Below are 18,343 nucleotides of genomic sequence, written 5' to 3'. Positions count from 1 at the left end.
CCGTTCCGCCCGCCACGCCGCCCCCGCTGCCCGCGTCCCCAACCGTTTCGGCAACCGTCTCGGCATTCGCTTGGCCCGGCTCCGAGCAGACAGCCGTGACCAGCCGGCCGAAGTGGTCCGCGAAGCGCCGCCGGTCGCGCCGCCCGTACCCCCGCCCGATGTCCGCCGGCGCCCAGAGCGGCGCCGTGCGCACCCGCTGGATCCGGCGTGGCAGCTCAGTCCAGCCGCGCGCCTCCTGCCGCGCGCTGCGGCTCAGCGCGTAGATGTCGAACTCGTGCTGTACGAGCCCGCGCACGAGCCGGTCGCACCAGAGCCTGGATTCACCCGTCGCATACGGATACCCACCGTCCGTAAGCAATCCGATCCGCACGAGCACACCCCCGATCTCCCTTGTGGGCAGCCGCCGTTGGCCGGCGACTCGCAGCGGGACGACCGTAAGCGGATATGCCGGTGGCGCGACGGACGGTTGTCCGTCGCGCCACCAGAAGGGGTGAATGCACGTAACTTTCCCGGACCGGTAGCGTTTTGTTGCGCTATGAAGCGGTCCAGCTACACAGGGTCAGGCGGCGGTGACCTTCTCGGCCACCGGAGGCAGCGTCTTCCTGGCCGCACGGCGCTCGGCGGCGAGCACCGGATCGAGTGCGGGCACGGCGGCGAGCAGTTGCCGTGTGTACGGGTCGGAGGGCGCCCCGTACACCTCCTCGACCGTCCCCTGCTCCACGATCCTGCCGTGCCGCATCACCGCGACCCGGTCACTGACCTGCCGTACGACCGCGAGGTCATGGGCGATGAAGACCAGGGCCAGGCCGAGTTCCCGCTGGAGTTCCGCGAGCAGCGCGGTGACCTGCGCCTGAGTGGTGACATCCAGTGCCGACACGGGTTCGTCGCAGACGATCAGCCGGGGCTCGGCGGCCAGCGCCCGGGCGATACCGACCCGCTGGCGCTGCCCCCCGCTGAACTCGTGCGGATAGCGGTCGTACCGGTCGGGATCGAGTCCGACCCGTTCCAGCAGCTCCCGTACGCGCCCGACGACGCGGTCCTCGTCCAGCACACCGGCCGCCCGCAGCGGATCGGCCACCGACTCCCCGACCGACCGGCGGGGATTGAGCGAGGAGACCGGGTCCTGGAAGATCATCTGCAACTCGCGGCGGAAGGGCCGCAGTTGCTTCTCGGGCGCCGCCCCGATCTCCGTACCCCGGTAGCGCAGCCGCCCCTCGGTCGGATCGAGGAGCCGTACGAGCATCCGGCCCAGGGTGGTCTTGCCGCTGCCGCTCTCGCCGACGATGCCGAGGGTCTCGCCGGCGCCGACGGTGAGCGAGACCCCGTCGACGGCGCTGACGGTCCGCCGCCCGCGCCGGAACTCCCGCCGCAGATCCACCGCTTCGATCAGCACATCGCCCACGGCGGGCGCCCCGTCCGATGCCCGGCCCGGGGCCTCGGACGTCTCAGCAGTCCCGCCCGAGCCCCGCACCACTGGCCCGTCCACCCGTGGCACCGCCGACAGCAGCGCCCGGGTGTACGTCTCCCGCGGCGCGCCCAGCACCTCCGCGACCGGACCGCGCTCCACCTCGCGCCCGTGCCGCATCACCAGTACCTCGTCCACGCTCTCCGCCGCGACCCCCACGTCATGGGTCACCAGCAGCAGCCCCATCCCGGTCTCGTGCCGCAGATCGTGCAGCAGATCGAGGATCTGGGCCTGGACGGTCACGTCCAGGGCCGTGGTCGGCTCGTCGGCGATCAGCAGGCGCGGCTCGCAGGCCAGCGCCATCGCGATGAGCGCGCGCTGGCGCATACCGCCGCTGAACTCGTGCGGTCTGGCGTCCGCCCGGCGCGCCGCGTCGGGGATGCCCACGCGGTCCAGCACCTCGACGGCCCGCGCGCGGGCGGCCCGCCGGGTGGCGGCGGTGTGGACCCGGTAGACCTCGGCGATCTGGTCGCCGACGGCGTAGTACGGGTCGAGGGAGGAAAGCGGGTCCTGGAAGACCATCGCGGCCACCGCCCCCCGCAGGGCGCGCAGTTCACGGTCGGACGCGGTGCCCACGTCCGTACCGTTCACGCGCACCGTCCCGCCGACCCGCGCGCCGGTCCCGCGGTGCAGCCCGAGGAGCGCGCCCGCGACGGTGCTCTTGCCGCTGCCGGACTCGCCGACCAGGCCGATCGCCCGGCCCGCGGCCAGCGAGAAGGACAGCCGGTCGACGGCCCGTACGGTCTCCTCCCCCAGCGCGAAGTCCACCGTGAGGCCGTCGACCTCCACCAGGCCCGCCGTCGCGGGAGTCCCGGAAGTCAGAGAAACCCCAGAAGCCGCGGAAGCCCCCGAAGGCTCAGGAGTCCCAGAAGCCGCCGGAGTCTCCGGAGTCCCGGAAGTCTCAGGAGTTACGCGGGTCAATGCAGCACCACCCTCCGGTCGGCGGCCGCGTACAGCAGATCGGCCACCACGTTCGCCAGCACGACGGCGGCGCCGATCACCAGCACCACCCCGACCACCACCGGCAGATCGATCTCACGCACGCCGTCGATCAGTGTCTTGCCGATCCCGGGAATGTTGAAGAGGGACTCGGTGATCACCGCCCCGCCCATCACCGTGCCGAAGTCCAGCGCGCTGAGCGCGATCACCGGCGGTACGGCCCCGCGCAGCGCGTGCCGCCCGACGACCGCCCGCTCCCCGACGCCATAGGCGCGGAAGGTGCGGATATGGTCCTCGGCCAGCGTCTCCAGCGTCGAACTGCGGGTGAGCCGGGCGTATTTGGCGCTCTCGAAGAAGCCCAGGGTGAGCCATGGCAGCAGCATGTTCCACGCCCACTGCTCGGGGTCCTCGGTGAGCGGTACGTACGTCGGGAACGGCAGCCACTGCAAGTACGCGCAGACCACCATCAGGAGCAGCAGCCCGAGGATGAACACCGGCGTGCCCGTCCCGGCCAGCGTGAGCAACGTCAGCGCGCGCTCGGTGATCCCGCCGCGGCGCAGCGCGGACAGCAGTCCGGTGCCGACGCCGACGGCCAGCCAGATCACCATCGCGCCCACCGCGAGGGAGACGGTCGCGGGCAGCCGGTCCAGGATCAGCGCCGTGACCTGCTGGTCGGTCTGGTACGAGAAGCCGAGGCACGGTGCGTCGCAGTGCAGCACGGCCGTGCCGGTGGAGTAGTCGCGCCCGGTGACGATGCCCTGGAGGAAGTGCGCGTACTGCGCGTAGACCGACTCGTCGAGACCGAGCTGCCGGCGTACCTGCTCGACCTGCTGGGTGCTGCACCGGTCGCCGCAGGCGAGCCGCGCGGGGTCGCCGGGCGCCAGATAGAAGAGCGCGTAGATCGCGACGGAGAGCACGAGCAGGACCAGCACCGCGCCGCCGAGCCGTTTGAGCAGATAGCGCGTCATGAGGAGGTGTCCTTGCGGAGATCGGCTGCCGCGGCGGCCTCGGAAGCCGCGGCACGTGCGGTACGAGCGGTCCGGCCACGGGACGACGCCCGCGTCCCGACCCGCAGCCGCACCGCCTCACGCGGGTCGAGTGCCGCCCGTACCGCGTCGCCCAGGGCGGTGAAGGCGAGCACGGTCACGAACAGCATCCCGGCCGGCAGCAGTACGTACATCGGATCCGCGCGGAACCAGGTCTGCGCGCTCGACAGCATCTGCCCCCAGGACGGCGTCGGCGGTTTGACCCCGACGCCCAGGAAGGACAGGGACGCCTCGATCACCATGTTGATGGGCAGCAGGATCGCCGCGTAGGTGATCACGGGCGCGGCGAGCGAGGGCAGCAGCTCACGCCGCGCCACCCGCCAGCGCCCGGACCCCGCGAGCCGGGCCGCGGCGACGAAGTCGAGCTGTTTCAGGGTGAGCGTCTGCGCCCGTACGATCCGGGACGTGGCGCCCCAGTTGAGCAGTCCGATCACCAGGATCAGCAGCAGCGGGCGCGGGAAGTCGGCCGATACGACGGCGGTCAGCGCGATGGCGAGCACCAGCATGGGCAGCGCGACCATCACATCCGTGAACCGGCTGAGCACGGTGTCGAGGAGCCGGTTCCCCAGCCCCGCGGCGAGACCGACCGCGATCCCGATCAGCACCTGCACGACGGTGGCGCCCACCGCGACCAGCAGCGAGACCCGGGCCCCGTACAGCAGCCGTACGAACAGATCGCGCCCGGTGCCCGGTTCGACCCCGAGCCAGTGGTCGCCGCTCACCCCGCCGAACGAGCCGATCGGCACCCCGCCGCGCGCCGAGTCCACCAGCGCGTCGTGGTAGGTGTTCGCGTCCTGGCCCTCGGCGGCGGCGAGCAGCGGCGCCGCGACCGCGAGCACCACGAGCAGTCCGAGGACGCTCGTGGAGATGACGGCCGAGGGGCGCCGGCGCAGCCGCCGCCAGGCCTGACGGGCGTCCGAGGCGGCGGCGGGCACCACCGTGGCGGCACCCGCCTTCGCCCCGGACGCCGGCAGATCGGGAACCGTACTCACTTGACCGCGACCTGCGAGACGTCGAGGACACCGGTCCAGTCGCTGATCACGATGTTCTTGACGTCCTTGCCGTACAGCCGCTTGTAGACCGGGTGGAAGAGCGGTACGTCGAGGGCCTGCTCACCGATCTTCCGGTCGAGCGCGCCCCACCGCTTGGCGGCGGCGGCCAGGTCCGTGAGCTTGTTGATCTCGTCGATCTCCTTGTTGACGGCGGGGTCGTCGAACTGGGCGTGGTTGAAGTTGGAGCCGTCCTTGACGATCTGCCGGCCGTCGAAGATCGGCGCCAGGAAGGGACCGCCGGACGGCCAGTCGGCGCCCCAGCGGGAGAGGAAGAAGCCGGGCGACTTGGTGACGCTCCAGCGCGCCTCGTTGAACGCGTTGGCTTCGAGGCCGACCAGCTTGACCGTGATCCCGGCCTGCTTGAGCGACTCCTGTACGGCGGTGGCGACTTCGGGGCTCGTCTCCCGGTTCTGCACGGTGGAGTGGGTGAGGGAGATGGTCAGCCCGTTCGGGTAACCGGCCTCCTTCAGCAGCTCCTTGGCCTTGGCCGGGTTCCCCGTCTTGCCCGCCGGGAAGTGGTCGTACGGCGTGTAGCCGAAGGCGGCCTGGTCGGGCAGGAAGGTCGTCGCGGGCTCGGCGAGCGCGGAGCCGCCGGCCGCGTTGATCACACTGGTGCGGTTGATGGCGTACGAAATCGCCTGGCGCACCTTGAGGTTGTCGAACGGCTTCACCTTCGGGTTGAAGGCGAGGTAGTTGGTGTAGCCGAAGTGGCCGGTGCCGACGCGCGCGGCGAGGGCCTTGTCACTGCCGATCTGGGCGAGTTCGGCCGGGCCCAGGTTGGTGTCGGTGGTGACGGCGGCGGCGTCGGCGCCCGAACTGGTGGACAGCCGCTGGTTGATGACGGCCGAGTCGAGACCGGACTGCACATCGATGGTGTCCGGGTAGGCGTGCCGCTGGTCGTCGGTCTTCTCCGACCAGTTGGGGTTGCGCTCCAGGAGGAGGCGCCGCCCGTCGTCCTCGTTCTTGACGACCTTGTACGGGCCGGACGAGACCGGGTGCTCCTCGTACTTGGCCCCGTCGTCCTTGGCCTTCGGCACCGGTGCGAACTGGGTGGCGGTGGCCAGGAAGGGGAAGTCGCCCTCGGGCTTGCGGAGTTTGAAGACGATGGTCTTGTCGTCGGGGGTCTCGATCGAGGCGAGGCCCTTGGGGTCCTTGTACGGGCCCTGGTAGTCGGCGCCGCCGACCAGCCAGTCGCGCAGATAGGGCGCGCCGCCGGAGAGTTCGGCGGCGAAGGAGCGCTCGACGCCGTATTTGATGTCGGCGCTGGTGATCGGGGTGCCGTCCTCGTACTTCAGCCCCTCCTTGAGGGTGTACGTCCACTCCGTGGCGTCCGCGTTGGGGCGCCCGGTGTCGGTGGCGAGGTCGGGGACGACCTTCGTGCCCGCAGCGCCGTTCGCGCGGTTGCGGGTGGTGAGCGTACGGAAGACCAGCGAGGGGACGTTCCCGCCGCCGGAGGTGTAGAGGCGCGCCGGGTCGAAGTCGGACTGCGGCTCGGTGTTCAGCACCGTGAGCTTGCCGCCCTTCTGCGGCGTGCCCTTGCTCGCGCCGTCGGCCTTGGCATCGTTGTCCTGGGGGCCCGAGCAGGCGGCGGCACCCATGGCCAGGGCCAGGCTGATGGCTGCCGCTGCCAGGCGGCGGGATCTTGCGGACGGTTGACGCATGGGAAGAAAGCCTCTCGGTTGCTGCGCGGGCGGAATCGTGCGGGACGTACGGGACGGGTACGGGGCGGGAATCGCCCGGTGTCCGCGCAGGCGGCAGCGGTGGAGAGCGGAAAAGGTGGAACCGGTTCATGCCGCGCCTGGGTACGGACGGAGTGGTACGCCCAGGCGCGGACTCGCACGGCCTTCAGGAACGGCCGGCGCGCGCTCGGGCAGGCGTCAGCGACAGTGGATGTCTGCCACGCACAGCGCGGTGACGCCGATGAGCGTCAGCTCTATCGCGGCGTGCCCGACGGCGGTGGCGCGGTGGTGGGGGGACATGCCGAGAAATATGAACGACCCTGCCCGTGATGTCAACGCACTTTGAGACGCGCGTCTCAAGTGTTGGGAAACACCCAGGGGTTGGGCCTGCACTTTATGCCGTCGATGTCCAGGGACTTGGTCTGCTGCTGCATCACCGGGGCGAGTGCGCCGGGCGTGCGGCAGATCACATGGTTGTGCCCGAGCCGGTGGCCGACCTCATGGTTGATCAGCATCTGGCGGTAGCCGAGCATCGCCTTCGCACCGAAGGTCTTCGAGCCCTGCGCCCACCGGAAGGCGTTGATCATGACGCGGTCGGTGGAGGCGGAGTCGCACGACACGTTGTCGACGGTGGTGTCCAGACCGGACTTGGCGCACCAGACGCCCGTGGTGCCGGGGCTCGCCAGGGTGATCACGAAGTCGGGCTTGCCGCTGGAGACGCGTTCGAAGGTCATGGCGCCGTCGTGCGCCCAGCTCCGCTCGTCGTTGAGGGTCTTCTGTACGGCGTCGGCGAAGAGCGCGCCGTCCAGCCCGAGGCCGTTCTCGATGTCCACGCGGTAGCGGAACTTCTGGCCCTTGCCGGGCGCCCGGTCGAGGCCGGGTACGGCGGTGAAGCGGCCGGAGGCGGTGAGCTGGGGATCGAGCGGGAACTGACGGGTCATCAGCTCCGCGTAGGTGGGCGGCGGAACGGGCGCGTCCGGCTGCACGGCGGAGGGGGCGGCCCGGCCGTCGGAGCGGGACGCGATGTCGTCCTCGGCGCGGTCGAGTCCGTCGGCGGCGCGGGCGCCGGACGGCTCGCCGCCGGTGACCTGCCCGGCGACGACGACCGCGAGCACGGTGGTGACCGCGGCGGCGGCGATCCCGGTGAGCGCCCGCCCCTTGCTGCCCTTCGCGGGCTGCTCGGCCTCGGGCTGCTCCGGGGTGTCCGGACCCGCGTCCGGTCCGCCACCGTCCCGCCCCGGCGGAGCCGCTTCCCGTACGCCGGTCCGCGCACCCGGCGCGTCGAAGGCGTCGGCGTCGAACGCGTCGATGAACTCGCGCCGGGGCCCGGGGATCAGCGGCGTCCCGGCGGCGGGCGTGGCGTCCAGGGGGACCCGGGCCCCGGGGCGCGCGCCCTTGAGGGTCCCGGCTCCGGGCCCTCGGGATCCGGGCCCTCGGGCGCCCGGCACGCCGCCGCCCGGCATACCGCCCCCGGGGGCTCCCGGCCCCGGCGCCCCGGTCTCACGGACCGTGCCTCCGGGCGTACCCGCACCGGGCGTACGGGGCCCGGGCGTCGCGCCCGGCGCGCCCGCGCCGTGCGGGCCGGGCCGGCGCGGAGCCGCGCCCTGCCAGTCGCCGTAGCGCTGGCCGGTGCCCCAGCCGCCGCCCGCCTCACGCTGTTCGGGGTGGCCGCCCCGTACCCTCGGCACGCCGTGCGCGGGAGTGCCGCCGTACACCGGGGTGCCGTGCGCCGGAGTGCCGTACGCGGCCTCGTCCCCGGCGGCTGCCGCGCGCCTGCGCCTGCCTCTGCCGGGGCCCTCCGGATCCGGGTCCGGGTCCGACTCTGCGGGCACGACACCGGCCGGGCTCGGCGAGCCCTGAGGTGCGGGGCCTCTGCGGCTGTGTCGTCCCACGCCCCGGATCAGCTCCTGTCGGTCTTGTCGGCGTTGTCGATCAGTTCCCGGGCGGCCTGCGCGACCTCCCGCGGGTACTCCATCATGGCGACATGCCCGGCGTCAGGGAGCGTAAGGAGCCGTGAATCACGGAAAGCGGCCGACGCCTTCCGTGCCATACGGTACGAAACGAGCTGATCCCGCCCGCCGTAGACGAGCAGCGTCGGGGCCAGCACCCGCTCGGCCTGCCGCCACAGTGCGTGTTGACCGCCCAAGGTGTACGCGTTGACGATACCGCGCGCGGAACGGGTCATCGCGTCCCAGAAATACGGCAGTTGAAGCCGGCGCTCCATCTCCCGCACCGCGTCCCGCAGTTCCTGCTCGGTGATCGACGAGGGATTCCCGTAACAGAGCGCGAGCACCCCCCGTGTCCGCTGCTCCGCCGACCACTCGCGCGTCATCCTGCCGAACAGCGCGGCGGCCCCGGGCAGCGCCAGCAGCGCGGTGGGCACCGCGGAGCGCTGGACGCGGATCTCCGGCAGCGCCGGCGAGACCAGCGTCAGGGTCCGCACCAGATCCGGCCGGGCCGCCGCGACCACGGTGGCGACCGAGCCGCCCATCGAGTTCCCGAAGAGATGCACGGGCCCGCGCCGCCCCGAGTCCAGCATCCGGATCACCGCGCGGGCATGCCCGGTGACCGAGTAGTTGCCGTCGTCCGGCGGCGGCGAGTCCCCGAAGCCGGGCAGATCGACCGCCTCGCCGTCGAGCAGGTCCGCCAGCAGGGGCATGATCCCCGACCAGTTCCGCGAGGAGCCGCCCAGCCCGTGCACATACAGCGCGGGCGGCGCTCCCGGCCGGGTCGCGGGCCGTGCCCGTACCGACAGGGTGAGTCCGGGCAGCGCCACGGTACGGAGCGTCTCCCCCTCGGCGACCCGCACGGGGCTCACCTTCGGAGCCACGGCGGCGGCAATGGATTCCGGCAGCTCGGTCGAAGACATGCGGCAATGTTACGAGACGATCACGCCCGGCATTGTGTGTTCGCCGTCACAGGCCGCATGGCGTCCGGCATCCCGGGCTCCTAGGCTGCATGAAGAGGACCATACGGAGAAAGGCCAGTGAAAGGTCACTTATGCCGGTCGACCCCACGGATCCGGACACCTTCGAGACCGACGACCAGGACGAGAGCGCCGAACTGCCCGAGGAGACCCCCGAGGCCGACGCCGCGGAGCAGCACGCCGAGGTGCGCCGCCACGGCGACGAACCGCTGACACATGTCGATCCGGACACGGTGAGTGAGGGTGATGCGGCCGAGCAGGCCCGGGCGGTCGACCTGGACGAGGACGAGGAGGGCTACCGCTGACCCCGGCCAGGTGCTCTGAAGTGGGCCAGGTCGGCCGCCCCCGCTACCGTGGCCGTCCCGGTCCGTGAAATTCTGCGTTCCGCCCGCGCACAGCCCCGTTACCCAAAAGTACGATGGCGGGGCGGCGCACAGCGCGTTCGGCACGATTTCTGGGAGGCGGCGTGACAGCCATAGAGCAGACCGAGGCGGCGCGCCCGCGAGGCACGCGCCTGCCCCGCCGCGCCCGACGCAATCAGCTTCTGGGCGCGGCACAGGAAGTCTTCGTCGCGCAGGGGTACCACGCCGCGGCGATGGACGACATCGCCGAGCGGGCCGGAGTCAGCAAGCCCGTCCTGTACCAGCACTTCCCCGGCAAGCTGGAGCTGTATCTCGCGCTGCTCGACCAGCACTGCGAAGCGCTTCTCCAGGCGGTCCGTACCGCGCTCGCCTCGACCACCGACAACAAGCTGCGCGTCGAGGCGACCATGGACGCGTACTTCGCCTATGTCGAGGACGAGGGCGGCGCGTTCCGGCTGGTCTTCGAGTCGGACCTGACGAACGAACCGGCGGTGCGCGAGCGCGTCGACCGGGTCGCCCTCCAGTGCGCCGAGGCCATCTCCGAGGTGATCGCCGAGGACACCGGGCTCTCCAAGGAGGAGTCCATGCTGCTGGCCGTGGGCCTCGGCGGGGTCTCCCAGGTGGTCGCCCGCTACTGGCTCTCCAGCGAATCCGCAATCCCCCGCGACCAGGCGGTCCGGCTGCTCACGTCGCTGGCCTGGCGGGGCATCGCGGGCTTCCCGCTGCACGGCGGCGAACAGCACTGAACGTCCCGTGTTCGCTGCGGGCGTTCAGCACGGTGTCTTCCCAGTGGATTCCCGGCACTAGTGTGTGCTGAGTACAGCGCGGCTGGCCGCGCAACGCACTGACCGTTCGGAGGGACATAGCCGTGGAGGTCAAGATCGGCGTGCAGCACGCGCCCCGGGAGATCGTTCTGGAGAGCGGGCAGTCCGCCGAGGAGGTCGAGCGCGCCGTGGCCGACGCGCTGGCCGGCAAGGCGCAGTTGCTCAGCCTCACCGACGACAAGGGGCGCAAGGTGCTCGTACCGGCCGAGCGGGTCGCGTACGTGGAGATCGGTGAGCCGACGACCCGGCGGGTCGGATTCGGCGCGCTGTAGCGCTCCGGGTGTCGCTTCGTGATGGCCCGGCGGGAGTGTCCCGCCGGGCCATCACGCTGTGCGGACCGTACGGGCCGGGCTTTGCGCTGTACGGACGGTCCCTCCGCACCCGACTGACCCCGCCGTTGATCGTGTCCGGGGGATCTCAGGAGGGTTGCGTTCCGCGCACCACGGGTAGTGACGTGCTGGGCCAACAGGTCCGGACCACCATGTGCTTCTGGTGTCGTGAGGTGATCAGCAGTGCTCTGGGTAGCTCTTGTGTCGGCCCTGCTCGGGCTCGGTCTCTCCTGGGTCGCGTCCCACCTGCTGTCCGACCGGCTTCCCGCGTACCGCACGGTGTTCACCACCGGCCCGCTCGGTGCCCTCTTCGGTGCCTATCTGACGCACATGGCGCTCGGCCCCGGCCACACCCTGCTGACACTGGGCGGCGCGCTGCTGGTGGGGGTGGTGCTGCTGTCGCTGCTGATCCGCCCCGCGGGCCGCCCGCTGCACCGGGCCATGCCGTCCTGACGCACGGCCCGGGGAGCCCGGTGGGCCCGGGGCTCAGGCGGCCAGTCCCAGAGCGGCCATCCGCTTGGTGTGCGCCTCGGTGATCCGGGAGAACATCCGGCCGACCTCCGCGAGATCGAACCCGTCGGCCACCCCGCCGACCAGCATCGTGGAGAGCGCGTCCCGATCGGCCACCACCCGCTGCGCCTGCGACAGCGCCTCGCCCATCAGCCGCCGTGCCCACAGCGCCAGCCGCCCGCCGACCCGGGGCTCGGCCTCGATCGCGGCCCGTACCTTCTCCACGGCGAAGTTGCCGTGCCCGGTGTCGTCCAGCACCGCGAGCACCAGCGAGCGGGTGTCGATGTCGAGCCGCGCGGCCACCTCGCGGTAGAAGTCGCTGGCGATCGAGTCCCCCACGTACGCCTTGACCAGGCCCTCCAGCCAGTCCGACGGCGCGGTCTGGCGGTGGAAGTCGTCCAGGGCCTTGGCGAACGGCTCCATCGCGTCGGTCGGCTCGGCGTCGATGGCCTTCAGCCGGTCGCTGAGCCGCTCGAAGTGGTGGAACTCGGCCGAGGCCATCTTCGCCAGCGCGGCCTTGTCGGCGAGGGTGGGCGCCAGCTTGGCGTCCTCGGCGAGCCGCTCGAAGGCCGCCAGCTCGCCATAGGCGAGCGCCCCGAGGAGATCCACGACCGCGGCGCGGTACTGCGGCTCCGTGGAGGCCGTGTCCCAGTTCTGGGCGGCGATCCCCGTGTTCGCGCTGTCTCGGTTCTCGCTGTCTGCCACGGCAACCTTCCAGTTCGTCTGTCTTACATCACATGTGGCGATAGACTAACCACTGCGCGTCACTGCGCCGGGCAGGGCTCGTCCGTCATCAGACCGCCGCGCGGCCAGGTGAGAAGCCCCTTTGGGGGAGGAGTCACGGACGGCACAATAGTCCGCCGTGCGCATGGAGGAAGGGCCTGTCCAGCACCGGTGGACGGGCCCTCCATGAACTTTCCCCGACACACATGCGCGATTCCGGGGTACAGTGATAAGGAGCCTGCTGATCGTTCGGCAGGCCCTTGCAGTGTGGAAGTGTTTTGACCGAGGGTCCATTCCTCGGACAGGCCCCATGAGGATGCCCGGTCGGTGGCCCGATCGGCTCCGACCCGACCGCCCTCCACGCGGACCGTACGCGTCAGCAGCGTATGACCGCAGATGAGGGGCCCCCTCAGCGGCACGAGCGCTCGAGCGACGGCAGTGGTCCCGCGCCACCCGGCCAACCCACGGCCGGCCGAGTACCCAGGTGCGGTACGACCCCCAGCGTTCGCCTCGCGCCGCGTCTCACAGAAGAGGCAGCACCCTGACTACGACTTTCCGAGAACTCGGAATCCTCCCCGAGACGGCCGAGGCGCTTGAAGCCGTCGGCATTCTGTCTCCGTTCCCCATCCAAGAGATGACGCTCCCCGTCGCACTGTCCGGCAAGGATGTCATCGGACAGGCCAAGACCGGCACGGGCAAGACGCTCGGCTTCGGTCTGCCGCTGCTGGAGCGCGTCACCGTCCCCGCCGACGTCGAATCCGGCCGGGCCGTGCCGGAACTGCTCACCAACGCCCCCCAGGCGCTTGTCGTCGTCCCCACCCGCGAGCTGTGCACGCAGGTCACCAATGACCTCCTCACGGCCGGCAAGGTGCGGAACGTACGCGTGCTGGCCATCTACGGCGGCCGGGCGTACGAACCTCAGGTCGAGGCCCTCAAGAAGGGCGTCGATGTGATTGTCGGCACTCCGGGCCGGCTCCTCGATCTGGCGGGCCAGAAGAAGCTCGACCTCTCGCATGTGCGCGCGCTCGTGCTGGACGAGGCCGACGAGATGCTCGACCTCGGCTTCCTGCCCGATGTCGAGAAGATCATCCAGCTTCTGCCGCCCAAGCGCCAAACCATGCTCTTCTCGGCGACCATGCCGGGCGCGGTCATCGGGCTCGCCCGGCGGTACATGTCGCAGCCCACGCACATCAGCGCCACCTCGCCCGACGACGAGGGCGCGACCGTCGCCAACACGACCCAGCGGGTCTACCGCGCGCACTCCATGGACAAGCCGGAGATGGTCGCGCGCATCCTCCAGGCCGAGGGCCGCGGACTCGCGATGATCTTCTGCCGCACCAAGCGTACGGCAGCCGACATCGCCGACCAGCTCGCCCAGCGCGGCTTCGCCTCCGGCGCGGTCCACGGCGACCTCGGCCAGGGCGCCCGCGAGCAGGCGCTGCGCGCGTTCCGCAACGGCAAGGTGGATGTCCTGGTCTGTACGGACGTCGCCGCGCGCGGAATCGATGTCGAAGGTGTGACGCATGTCATCAACTACCAGTCGCCGGAGGAGGAGAAGACCTACCTCCACCGCATCGGCCGCACGGGCCGCGCGGGCGCGTCCGGTACGGCGGTGACGCTGGTCGACTGGGACGACATCCCGCGCTGGCAGCTCATCAACAAGGCGCTCGACCTCGGTTTCCCGGACCCGCCGGAGACGTATTCGACGTCTCCGCACCTGTTCGAGGAGCTGAACATCCCGGCCGGGACCAAGGGCGTGCTGCCGCGCGCCGAGCGCACCCGCGCCGGCCTCTCGGCCGAGCGGGTCGAGGACCTGGGCGAGACGGGCGGCCGCGGCCGCAAGTCGGCGGCCTCTTCGGCGGTACGGGAAGAGCGCCCGGCCCGTACGCGCACCCCGCGCCAGCGGCGGCGTACCCGGGGCGGGGCCGCGCTGGACGGAGCCGCCGCGGAACCGCAGTTCCAGACGGCGGAGCCGCAGTTCCAGACGGCCGTGCCGATGGACGTGCCGCAGGGCGTGACCGCGGAGCAGCCGGCCGAGCCGCGCACTCCGCGCCGCCGCCGTCGCACCCGGGGCGGCACCCCGGCGGCGGCCGAGGCCGGTGCTCCGGTCCTGGAGGCTCCGGTCCTGGAGACCGTGCCGGCGAGCCCGGACGCGGACGTTCTCGCCCCGGCGGAGCCGGAGGCCGAAGCAGCGCCCAAGCCGCGCCGCCGCCGCACCCGGGCCGCGAAGCCGGTCGCCGAAGCGGGCGAGGCGGCCGAGGCGGCTGTGGCCGTGGTGACCGCCGAGGCGCCCGTTGCCGAGGCCAAGCCGCGCAGACGGACCCGGGCCGCCATGCCCCCCGTGACCGAGACGGTGGCCGAGGCGGTGGCCGACCCCGCCGAGGCTCCCGTGGCGGAGGCCAGGCCCCGTCGCCGTACCCGTGCCGCCAAGGCCGTCGAGCCCGCCGCCGAGGTGCCCGAGGCACCGGAGGCGGAGGCGGTGCCCAAGCCGCGCCGCCGCCGTACGCGTACGACCGTGGCCAAGACCGAAAGCTGATCCGGCCGCGGATTCAGCGGATTCGTCCGATGGCCCGGCGTCCCTCACCAGGGGCGCCGGGCCATCGGCGTACGGTCCGCGGCCCGGCCGGTGCTCTCCCGTCGTCCATGGACCTGTTCGGCCATGGACTGTCCGGCCACTGACCTGATCGCACCCGGCTTGCGCCGCGCGGTTAGCCTCGTCGCATGAGTCGGCCGTCCAGCTTTGTCCCGCCCTCCTGCGCCCAGGCCCGCACCCTGTCGACCCGGCGTGGCCGGTTCGCCGTGCTCGACAGCCGGCCGGCCGGAGAGCCACAGGGAACCGTGCTCCTGCTGCCCGGGTACACCGGCAGCAAGGAGGACTTCAACTCGATGCTCGAAGCGTTCGCGGACGCCGGTTACCGCGCTCTCGCCGTCGATGGCCGCGGACAGTACGAGACCGAGGGCCCGGACACCCAAGAGGCTTACACCCAGGGCGAGTTGGCGGCCGATGTACTGGCGCAGGCGGAGGCGGTCGGCACCCCGGTCCATCTGCTCGGGCACTCGCTCGGCGGCCAGATCGCCCGCGCCGCGGTGCTGCTGGACCGGAGCCCGTTCCGCACCCTGACGCTGATGTCCTCCGGGCCCGCGCAGGTCGCCCCCGCCCAGCGGGAGCGGGTGAAGCTGCTCAGCGACGCGCTTGCCACGATGTCCATGGCGCAGGTCTGGGAGGCGATGCGCGCGATGGACCCCCTCACCGACAACGGCGTGACCCCCGTCGACGGCGAGGATCTGCGCAGGCGCTGGCTGCGGACCAGTCCGGCGCAGCTCATCGCCACCGGCCGCCAGCTCTCGGTGGAGCCCGACCGGGTGGCCGAACTCGCCGCCGTACAGCCGCTGCCCAAGCATGTGCTGTCCGGGGAGCGCGACGACACCTGGCCGCTGCCGCTGCTCGACGCGATGGCGGAGCGGCTCAAGGCCCGCAGGACGGTGATCGCGGGGGCGCAGCACTCCCCCAACACCGACCGGCCGCTGGAGACCGCCGCCGCGCTGACGGACTTCTGGGACGGCCACTACTGACCCCGGGCCGGGCGCCGGAAAACGCCGTTGAAGGAGCAGTGCCGCGCCTGTCAGTACCGCCTCCGGCAGTACTCGCGCCGGTCAGTACTGCGACTGGAGGTGCTGCCAGAAGCCGTCCCGCAGCGCCCGGCGCAGCATCGCGTGCCCCCTCAGCGACCGCTGGAGCAGCCTCTCCGCCTCGATCAGCAGGTCCTGGTCCACCGGCCCCGGCAGATACGGATGGCCCGGCAGCAGTTCGACCATCGACTCCCGGCCGCGCTCCGCCAGCCAGGTCGCCGCGATCTGCGCGCCGATGAAGCGGACCTGGTCGCGGGAGGGCGGCGGCTCGCCCTCGTGCTCGTATGTGGTGACCGGGCGCCGGGTGACATACGGCTTGCAGAACTCGAGGTCGAAGGTGCGCTGGCTGTCGACCTCCCAGAGCAGCGGCTCGGCCTGGTTGCGCCCCTCGCCGGCCTCGATGCCCCAGAGGTGGACCCGTGCCCCGTACCCCTGCGCGGCCTCGACCGCGGACACCAGGTCCTCGTCCCCGCCGACCAGCGCCGCGTCACTGATGGCGCGGTGCCTGGCGAGCGATTCGAGATCCGTGCGGATCAGTGAATCGACGCCCTTCTGCTGGTTGTTGGCGTTGAGATTGCCGAGCCTGACCTTGACGTCGGGCAGCTCCGCGATGGACTGCTGCTCGGGGGTGTGGATCCGCCGCCTGGCGCCGTCGTACCAGTAGACCCGCAGCAGCCTGCTGTCCGCGAAGATGATCCTGGCCTTGTCGATGAAGGCCTCGATGAGCCCCTCGGCGTCGAGATCAAAGGCGCGGCGGTCTTCCGTGCCCGCTACAAGCAACCCGGCCGCAGCATAGACGTAACCGGCGTCGACGAAGATGGCATGTGTGGACGGGGTCTTGGCGACCTCCGCGAGCATGCGCTGGAGCAGCTCGTTCGTCCGCTCCAGACGGGCGGCGATCTCGGTGATCCCGGGGCCGGTATCCGGGTTGCTCTCTGGGTTGGCCTCTGCCTGGTTCATACGCGCTTCATTCTCTGTGGACGACACCGTACCCGCCAGTAGTTAGCCTCCCAAAGAATTTCCTTAGCCTAGGGAATATTTGCAGTGGGCAACCCGTTGAAGCTACACGTAACCGTTCACGTACTACCGACCGACGGACATCCCGTCACCCACAGTTCTCCGACCGGAGGATCAGACGAAGGGAGAAGCCCGTGCGCTTCGAAGTCATGCGCCTCGACGACGTCGACGGCACCGCTGTCGACAGCACTGTCGTGGACGCCGCCTCCGTCAACCGCATCGTGCAGCAGGCCGCCGCAGAGGGCCAGCGCATCTATATCCGCCCCGCCGAATCCACGGCCTCGTAATCCCCCGCACCTACTGAGTTCAGTGCCGGTCACGGCACCGCACGCCGCCGACACCGCGCCCCTGTACGGATCACCCGTACGGGGGCGCCGGCGTTGTACGGGCACGCTTACGGGGGCCTGTGCAACGGCCGCTTACGCCTGGGGCCGCTCGTCTGCATCTTGCCGCGCCACGGCCCGGACCGGGCGGGCGCCGGACGCGCGCCGGGTGAGTTCGGCGTAGACCTCCGGATCGGTGGTGTACGCCCCGAGCGGTACGGACTTCCTGCTGCCGTGGTAGTCGCTGGAGCCGGTGACCAGCAGCCCGAGATCGGCGGCCTGGGCACGCAGCCGGGCCCGGGTCGGGGCGTCGTGGTCCACATGGTCGGCTTCCATGCCGTCGAGACCGGCGGCGGCGAACCGCTCGACGGCCGGATCGGGCACGACTTCACCGCGCTTGACCGCCTGCGGATGCGCGAAGACCGTGACTCCGCCCGCGGCCTTGACCAGCCGGATCGCCTCGAACGGGTCCAGCTCGTGCTTCTCGGCGTACGCGCGCCCGCCGTTGGCGAGCCACTCGGGGGTGAAGGCGTCGGAGACGGTCTCGACCACACCGAGCTCGACGAGCGCGGTGGCGATGTGGGGACGGCCGAGCGAGGCGTCGCCGGCGATCCGGGCGACCTGTTCCCAGGTGATCGGGACGCCCAGCTCCTGGAGCTTGCCGACCATGGTGCGTGCCCGGGGTATGCGGTCGTCCCGTACCAGCTCGCGTTCGCGCAGCAGCTCGGGCTCGTACGGGTCGAAGAGATACGCGAGCAGATGCAGGCTGACGCCGTCGAGCCGGCACGAGAGCTCGGCGCCGGTCACCAGCGTGAGGTCCCGGTCGAGTCCGGGGAGGGCCGCGATCGCCTCGGCATGGCCCCGGGTGGAGTCGTGGTCGGTGAGCGCGACGACGTCGAGCCCCGCGCCGGCCGCGTTACGGACCAGCTCGGCCGGGGTGTCCGTGCCGTCCGAGGCGGTGGAGTGGGTGTGCAGATCGATGCGCACGGGACGGGCTCCGGAGGCTCGGACGGACATTCCCGGGCGGGCGCTCACCACGGGCGCTCACAACGGGCGTTCAAGGACCTCAAGGATAACGGGGGGGCTCGGACACCCCGGATCGGCGCCGGCCGCGCCGCTGCCCGCGGCACACACGCGGTACGGGAGATACAGCCGTGGGAAAGGCCGGAGGTACGGGGAAGTACCGGAGAGCCGGGGAACGCGCGGCGGTCAGGACAGCAGCCGGGGTGACAGCGCCCCGCACGGCAGCAGTTCCACTTCGGCGCCCGCGTCCCGCAGGTCGGTCAGCACCAGTTCGTCGTAGAGCAGCAGCCCCGACTGCTCCGGCCAGACGATCGCCCACAGCCACAGTCCGAGCGCCTCGCCCGCGAACACCGCCCGGTCGTCGGGGGCCTGGGCGACATGCCAGAGGGGGGTGGGCCGGCCCGCGGCGAGCAGCTTGGCCTGCGGGGGTTTGTCGACTCCGATGTGCGGTCCGGGATCGGGGCCGTCCATCCCGGCGTACCGCGCCCCCAGCCC

19 protein-coding genes are annotated in these 18,343 nt (G+C 71.6%); 7 read left to right on the top strand and 12 right to left on the bottom strand.

The features are described from left to right. From WH07_RS15085 to WH07_RS15055, 8 genes are all read right to left on the bottom strand, one after another. Nucleotides 1-370: DUF3492 domain-containing protein (locus WH07_RS15085; RefSeq protein ID WP_157877346.1), on the bottom strand; the 370-nt coding region annotated here is incomplete at its 3' end. A gap of 189 nt (nucleotides 371-559) precedes the next feature. Continuing rightward, entirely contained in the window at nucleotides 560-2,254 is a 1,695-nt protein-coding gene (locus WH07_RS15080) for a dipeptide ABC transporter ATP-binding protein (RefSeq protein ID WP_106409577.1), read from the bottom strand. Between the two features lie 128 nt (nucleotides 2,255-2,382). Continuing rightward, nucleotides 2,383-3,372 carry an ABC transporter permease gene (locus WH07_RS15075; protein ID WP_046500391.1) on the bottom strand — a complete coding sequence of 330 codons (990 nt, stop codon included), beginning with the start codon at nucleotides 3,370-3,372 and terminating at the stop codon, nucleotides 2,383-2,385. Beyond that, entirely contained in the window at nucleotides 3,369-4,442 is a 1,074-nt protein-coding gene (locus WH07_RS15070) for an ABC transporter permease (RefSeq protein WP_408645849.1), read from the bottom strand. Before WH07_RS15070 ends, WH07_RS15075 begins: the two co-directional genes overlap by 4 nt. Further along, nucleotides 4,439-6,163 carry an ABC transporter substrate-binding protein gene (locus WH07_RS15065; RefSeq protein WP_046500390.1) on the bottom strand — a complete coding sequence of 575 codons (1,725 nt, stop codon included), beginning with the start codon at nucleotides 6,161-6,163 and terminating at the stop codon, nucleotides 4,439-4,441. Before WH07_RS15065 ends, WH07_RS15070 begins: the two co-directional genes overlap by 4 nt. A gap of 216 nt (nucleotides 6,164-6,379) precedes the next feature. Beyond that, nucleotides 6,380-6,481 carry an Ms4533A family Cys-rich leader peptide gene (locus tag WH07_RS41965; protein WP_332836356.1) on the bottom strand — a complete coding sequence of 34 codons (102 nt, stop codon included), beginning with the start codon at nucleotides 6,479-6,481 and terminating at the stop codon, nucleotides 6,380-6,382. A 56-nt stretch (nucleotides 6,482-6,537) separates the two neighbouring features. Next, nucleotides 6,538-8,073 (bottom strand): DUF3152 domain-containing protein, encoded by a 1,536-nt coding sequence (locus WH07_RS15060; RefSeq protein ID WP_046500389.1) that lies wholly within the window; start codon nucleotides 8,071-8,073, stop codon nucleotides 6,538-6,540. 8 nt (nucleotides 8,074-8,081) lie between these two features. Further along, nucleotides 8,082-9,050, bottom strand: a complete 969-nt coding sequence (locus WH07_RS15055; RefSeq protein ID WP_046500388.1) for an alpha/beta fold hydrolase — start codon at nucleotides 9,048-9,050, stop codon at nucleotides 8,082-8,084. 131 nt (nucleotides 9,051-9,181) lie between these two features. Here WH07_RS15055 and WH07_RS15050 point away from each other — a divergent pair, with 131 nt between their 5' ends. From WH07_RS15050 to WH07_RS15035, 4 genes are all read left to right on the top strand, one after another. Then, nucleotides 9,182-9,412 carry a hypothetical protein gene (locus tag WH07_RS15050; protein ID WP_046500387.1) on the top strand — a complete coding sequence of 77 codons (231 nt, stop codon included), beginning with the start codon at nucleotides 9,182-9,184 and terminating at the stop codon, nucleotides 9,410-9,412. 161 nt (nucleotides 9,413-9,573) lie between these two features. Next, complete coding sequence (locus WH07_RS15045; protein ID WP_046500386.1) at nucleotides 9,574-10,215, top strand: TetR/AcrR family transcriptional regulator; 642 nt, start codon at nucleotides 9,574-9,576, stop codon at nucleotides 10,213-10,215. A gap of 122 nt (nucleotides 10,216-10,337) precedes the next feature. Further along, nucleotides 10,338-10,565, top strand: coding sequence for a DUF3107 domain-containing protein (locus tag WH07_RS15040; RefSeq protein WP_046500385.1), 228 nt, complete (start codon nucleotides 10,338-10,340; stop codon nucleotides 10,563-10,565). A gap of 240 nt (nucleotides 10,566-10,805) precedes the next feature. Next, nucleotides 10,806-11,075, top strand: a complete 270-nt coding sequence (locus WH07_RS15035) for a hypothetical protein (protein WP_046500384.1) — start codon at nucleotides 10,806-10,808, stop codon at nucleotides 11,073-11,075. A 33-nt stretch (nucleotides 11,076-11,108) separates the two neighbouring features. Here the strand turns inward: WH07_RS15035 and WH07_RS15030 are convergent, their stop codons facing one another. Then, entirely contained in the window at nucleotides 11,109-11,837 is a 729-nt protein-coding gene (locus WH07_RS15030) for a ferritin-like fold-containing protein (RefSeq protein ID WP_046500383.1), read from the bottom strand. Between the two features lie 652 nt (nucleotides 11,838-12,489). Between WH07_RS15030 and WH07_RS15025 the strand changes: the two genes are divergently transcribed. Beyond that, nucleotides 12,490-14,391, top strand: coding sequence for a DEAD/DEAH box helicase (locus WH07_RS15025; RefSeq protein WP_046500393.1), 1,902 nt, complete (start codon nucleotides 12,490-12,492; stop codon nucleotides 14,389-14,391). 185 nt (nucleotides 14,392-14,576) lie between these two features. Then, nucleotides 14,577-15,428, top strand: a complete 852-nt coding sequence (locus tag WH07_RS15020; protein ID WP_046500382.1) for an alpha/beta fold hydrolase — start codon at nucleotides 14,577-14,579, stop codon at nucleotides 15,426-15,428. Nucleotides 15,429-15,509: 81 nt separating this feature from the next. On the opposite strand, the gene WH07_RS15015 is transcribed toward WH07_RS15020, so the two are convergent. Next, nucleotides 15,510-16,445: an NYN domain-containing protein gene (locus WH07_RS15015; protein ID WP_046500381.1), complete on the bottom strand. Its 936-nt coding sequence runs from the start codon at nucleotides 16,443-16,445 to the stop codon at nucleotides 15,510-15,512. 191 nt (nucleotides 16,446-16,636) lie between these two features. On the opposite strand from WH07_RS15015, the gene WH07_RS40350 reads away from it, so the two are divergent. Next, a complete protein-coding gene (locus tag WH07_RS40350; protein WP_198533811.1) occupies nucleotides 16,637-16,789 on the top strand; it encodes a hypothetical protein in 153 nt (50 codons plus the stop codon). 132 nt (nucleotides 16,790-16,921) lie between these two features. Here WH07_RS40350 and WH07_RS15010 read toward each other — a convergent pair whose 3' ends face one another. Together WH07_RS15010 and WH07_RS15005 are read right to left on the bottom strand one after the other, a co-directional pair. Next, complete coding sequence (locus tag WH07_RS15010; RefSeq protein ID WP_046500380.1) at nucleotides 16,922-17,812, bottom strand: PHP domain-containing protein; 891 nt, start codon at nucleotides 17,810-17,812, stop codon at nucleotides 16,922-16,924. 222 nt (nucleotides 17,813-18,034) lie between these two features. After that, on the bottom strand, nucleotides 18,035-18,343 hold a 309-nt coding region (locus tag WH07_RS15005), incomplete at its 5' end, for a DUF6758 family protein (RefSeq protein WP_046500379.1).

Source organism: Streptomyces odonnellii (genome assembly GCF_000981895.1).
GTDB classification, from domain to species: Bacteria; Actinomycetota; Actinomycetes; order Streptomycetales; family Streptomycetaceae; genus Streptomyces; species Streptomyces odonnellii.
This window is presented reverse-complemented; position numbering and strand designations above follow the sequence as displayed.

Coding starts and splice junctions, on each gene's coding strand:
- WH07_RS15050 (WP_046500387.1), top strand. CDS start 9,182: ATGCCGGTCGACCCCACGGATCCGGACACCTTCGAGACCGACGACCAG.
- WH07_RS41965 (WP_332836356.1), bottom strand. CDS start 6,481: ATGTCCCCCCACCACCGCGCCACCGCCGTCGGGCACGCCGCGATAGAG.
- WH07_RS15055 (WP_046500388.1), bottom strand. CDS start 9,050: ATGTCTTCGACCGAGCTGCCGGAATCCATTGCCGCCGCCGTGGCTCCG.
- WH07_RS15075 (WP_046500391.1), bottom strand. CDS start 3,372: ATGACGCGCTATCTGCTCAAACGGCTCGGCGGCGCGGTGCTGGTCCTG.
- WH07_RS15025 (WP_046500393.1), top strand. CDS start 12,490: ATGACGCTCCCCGTCGCACTGTCCGGCAAGGATGTCATCGGACAGGCC.
- WH07_RS15015 (WP_046500381.1), bottom strand. CDS start 16,445: ATGAACCAGGCAGAGGCCAACCCAGAGAGCAACCCGGATACCGGCCCC.
- WH07_RS15020 (WP_046500382.1), top strand. CDS start 14,577: ATGAGTCGGCCGTCCAGCTTTGTCCCGCCCTCCTGCGCCCAGGCCCGC.
- WH07_RS15065 (WP_046500390.1), bottom strand. CDS start 6,163: ATGCGTCAACCGTCCGCAAGATCCCGCCGCCTGGCAGCGGCAGCCATC.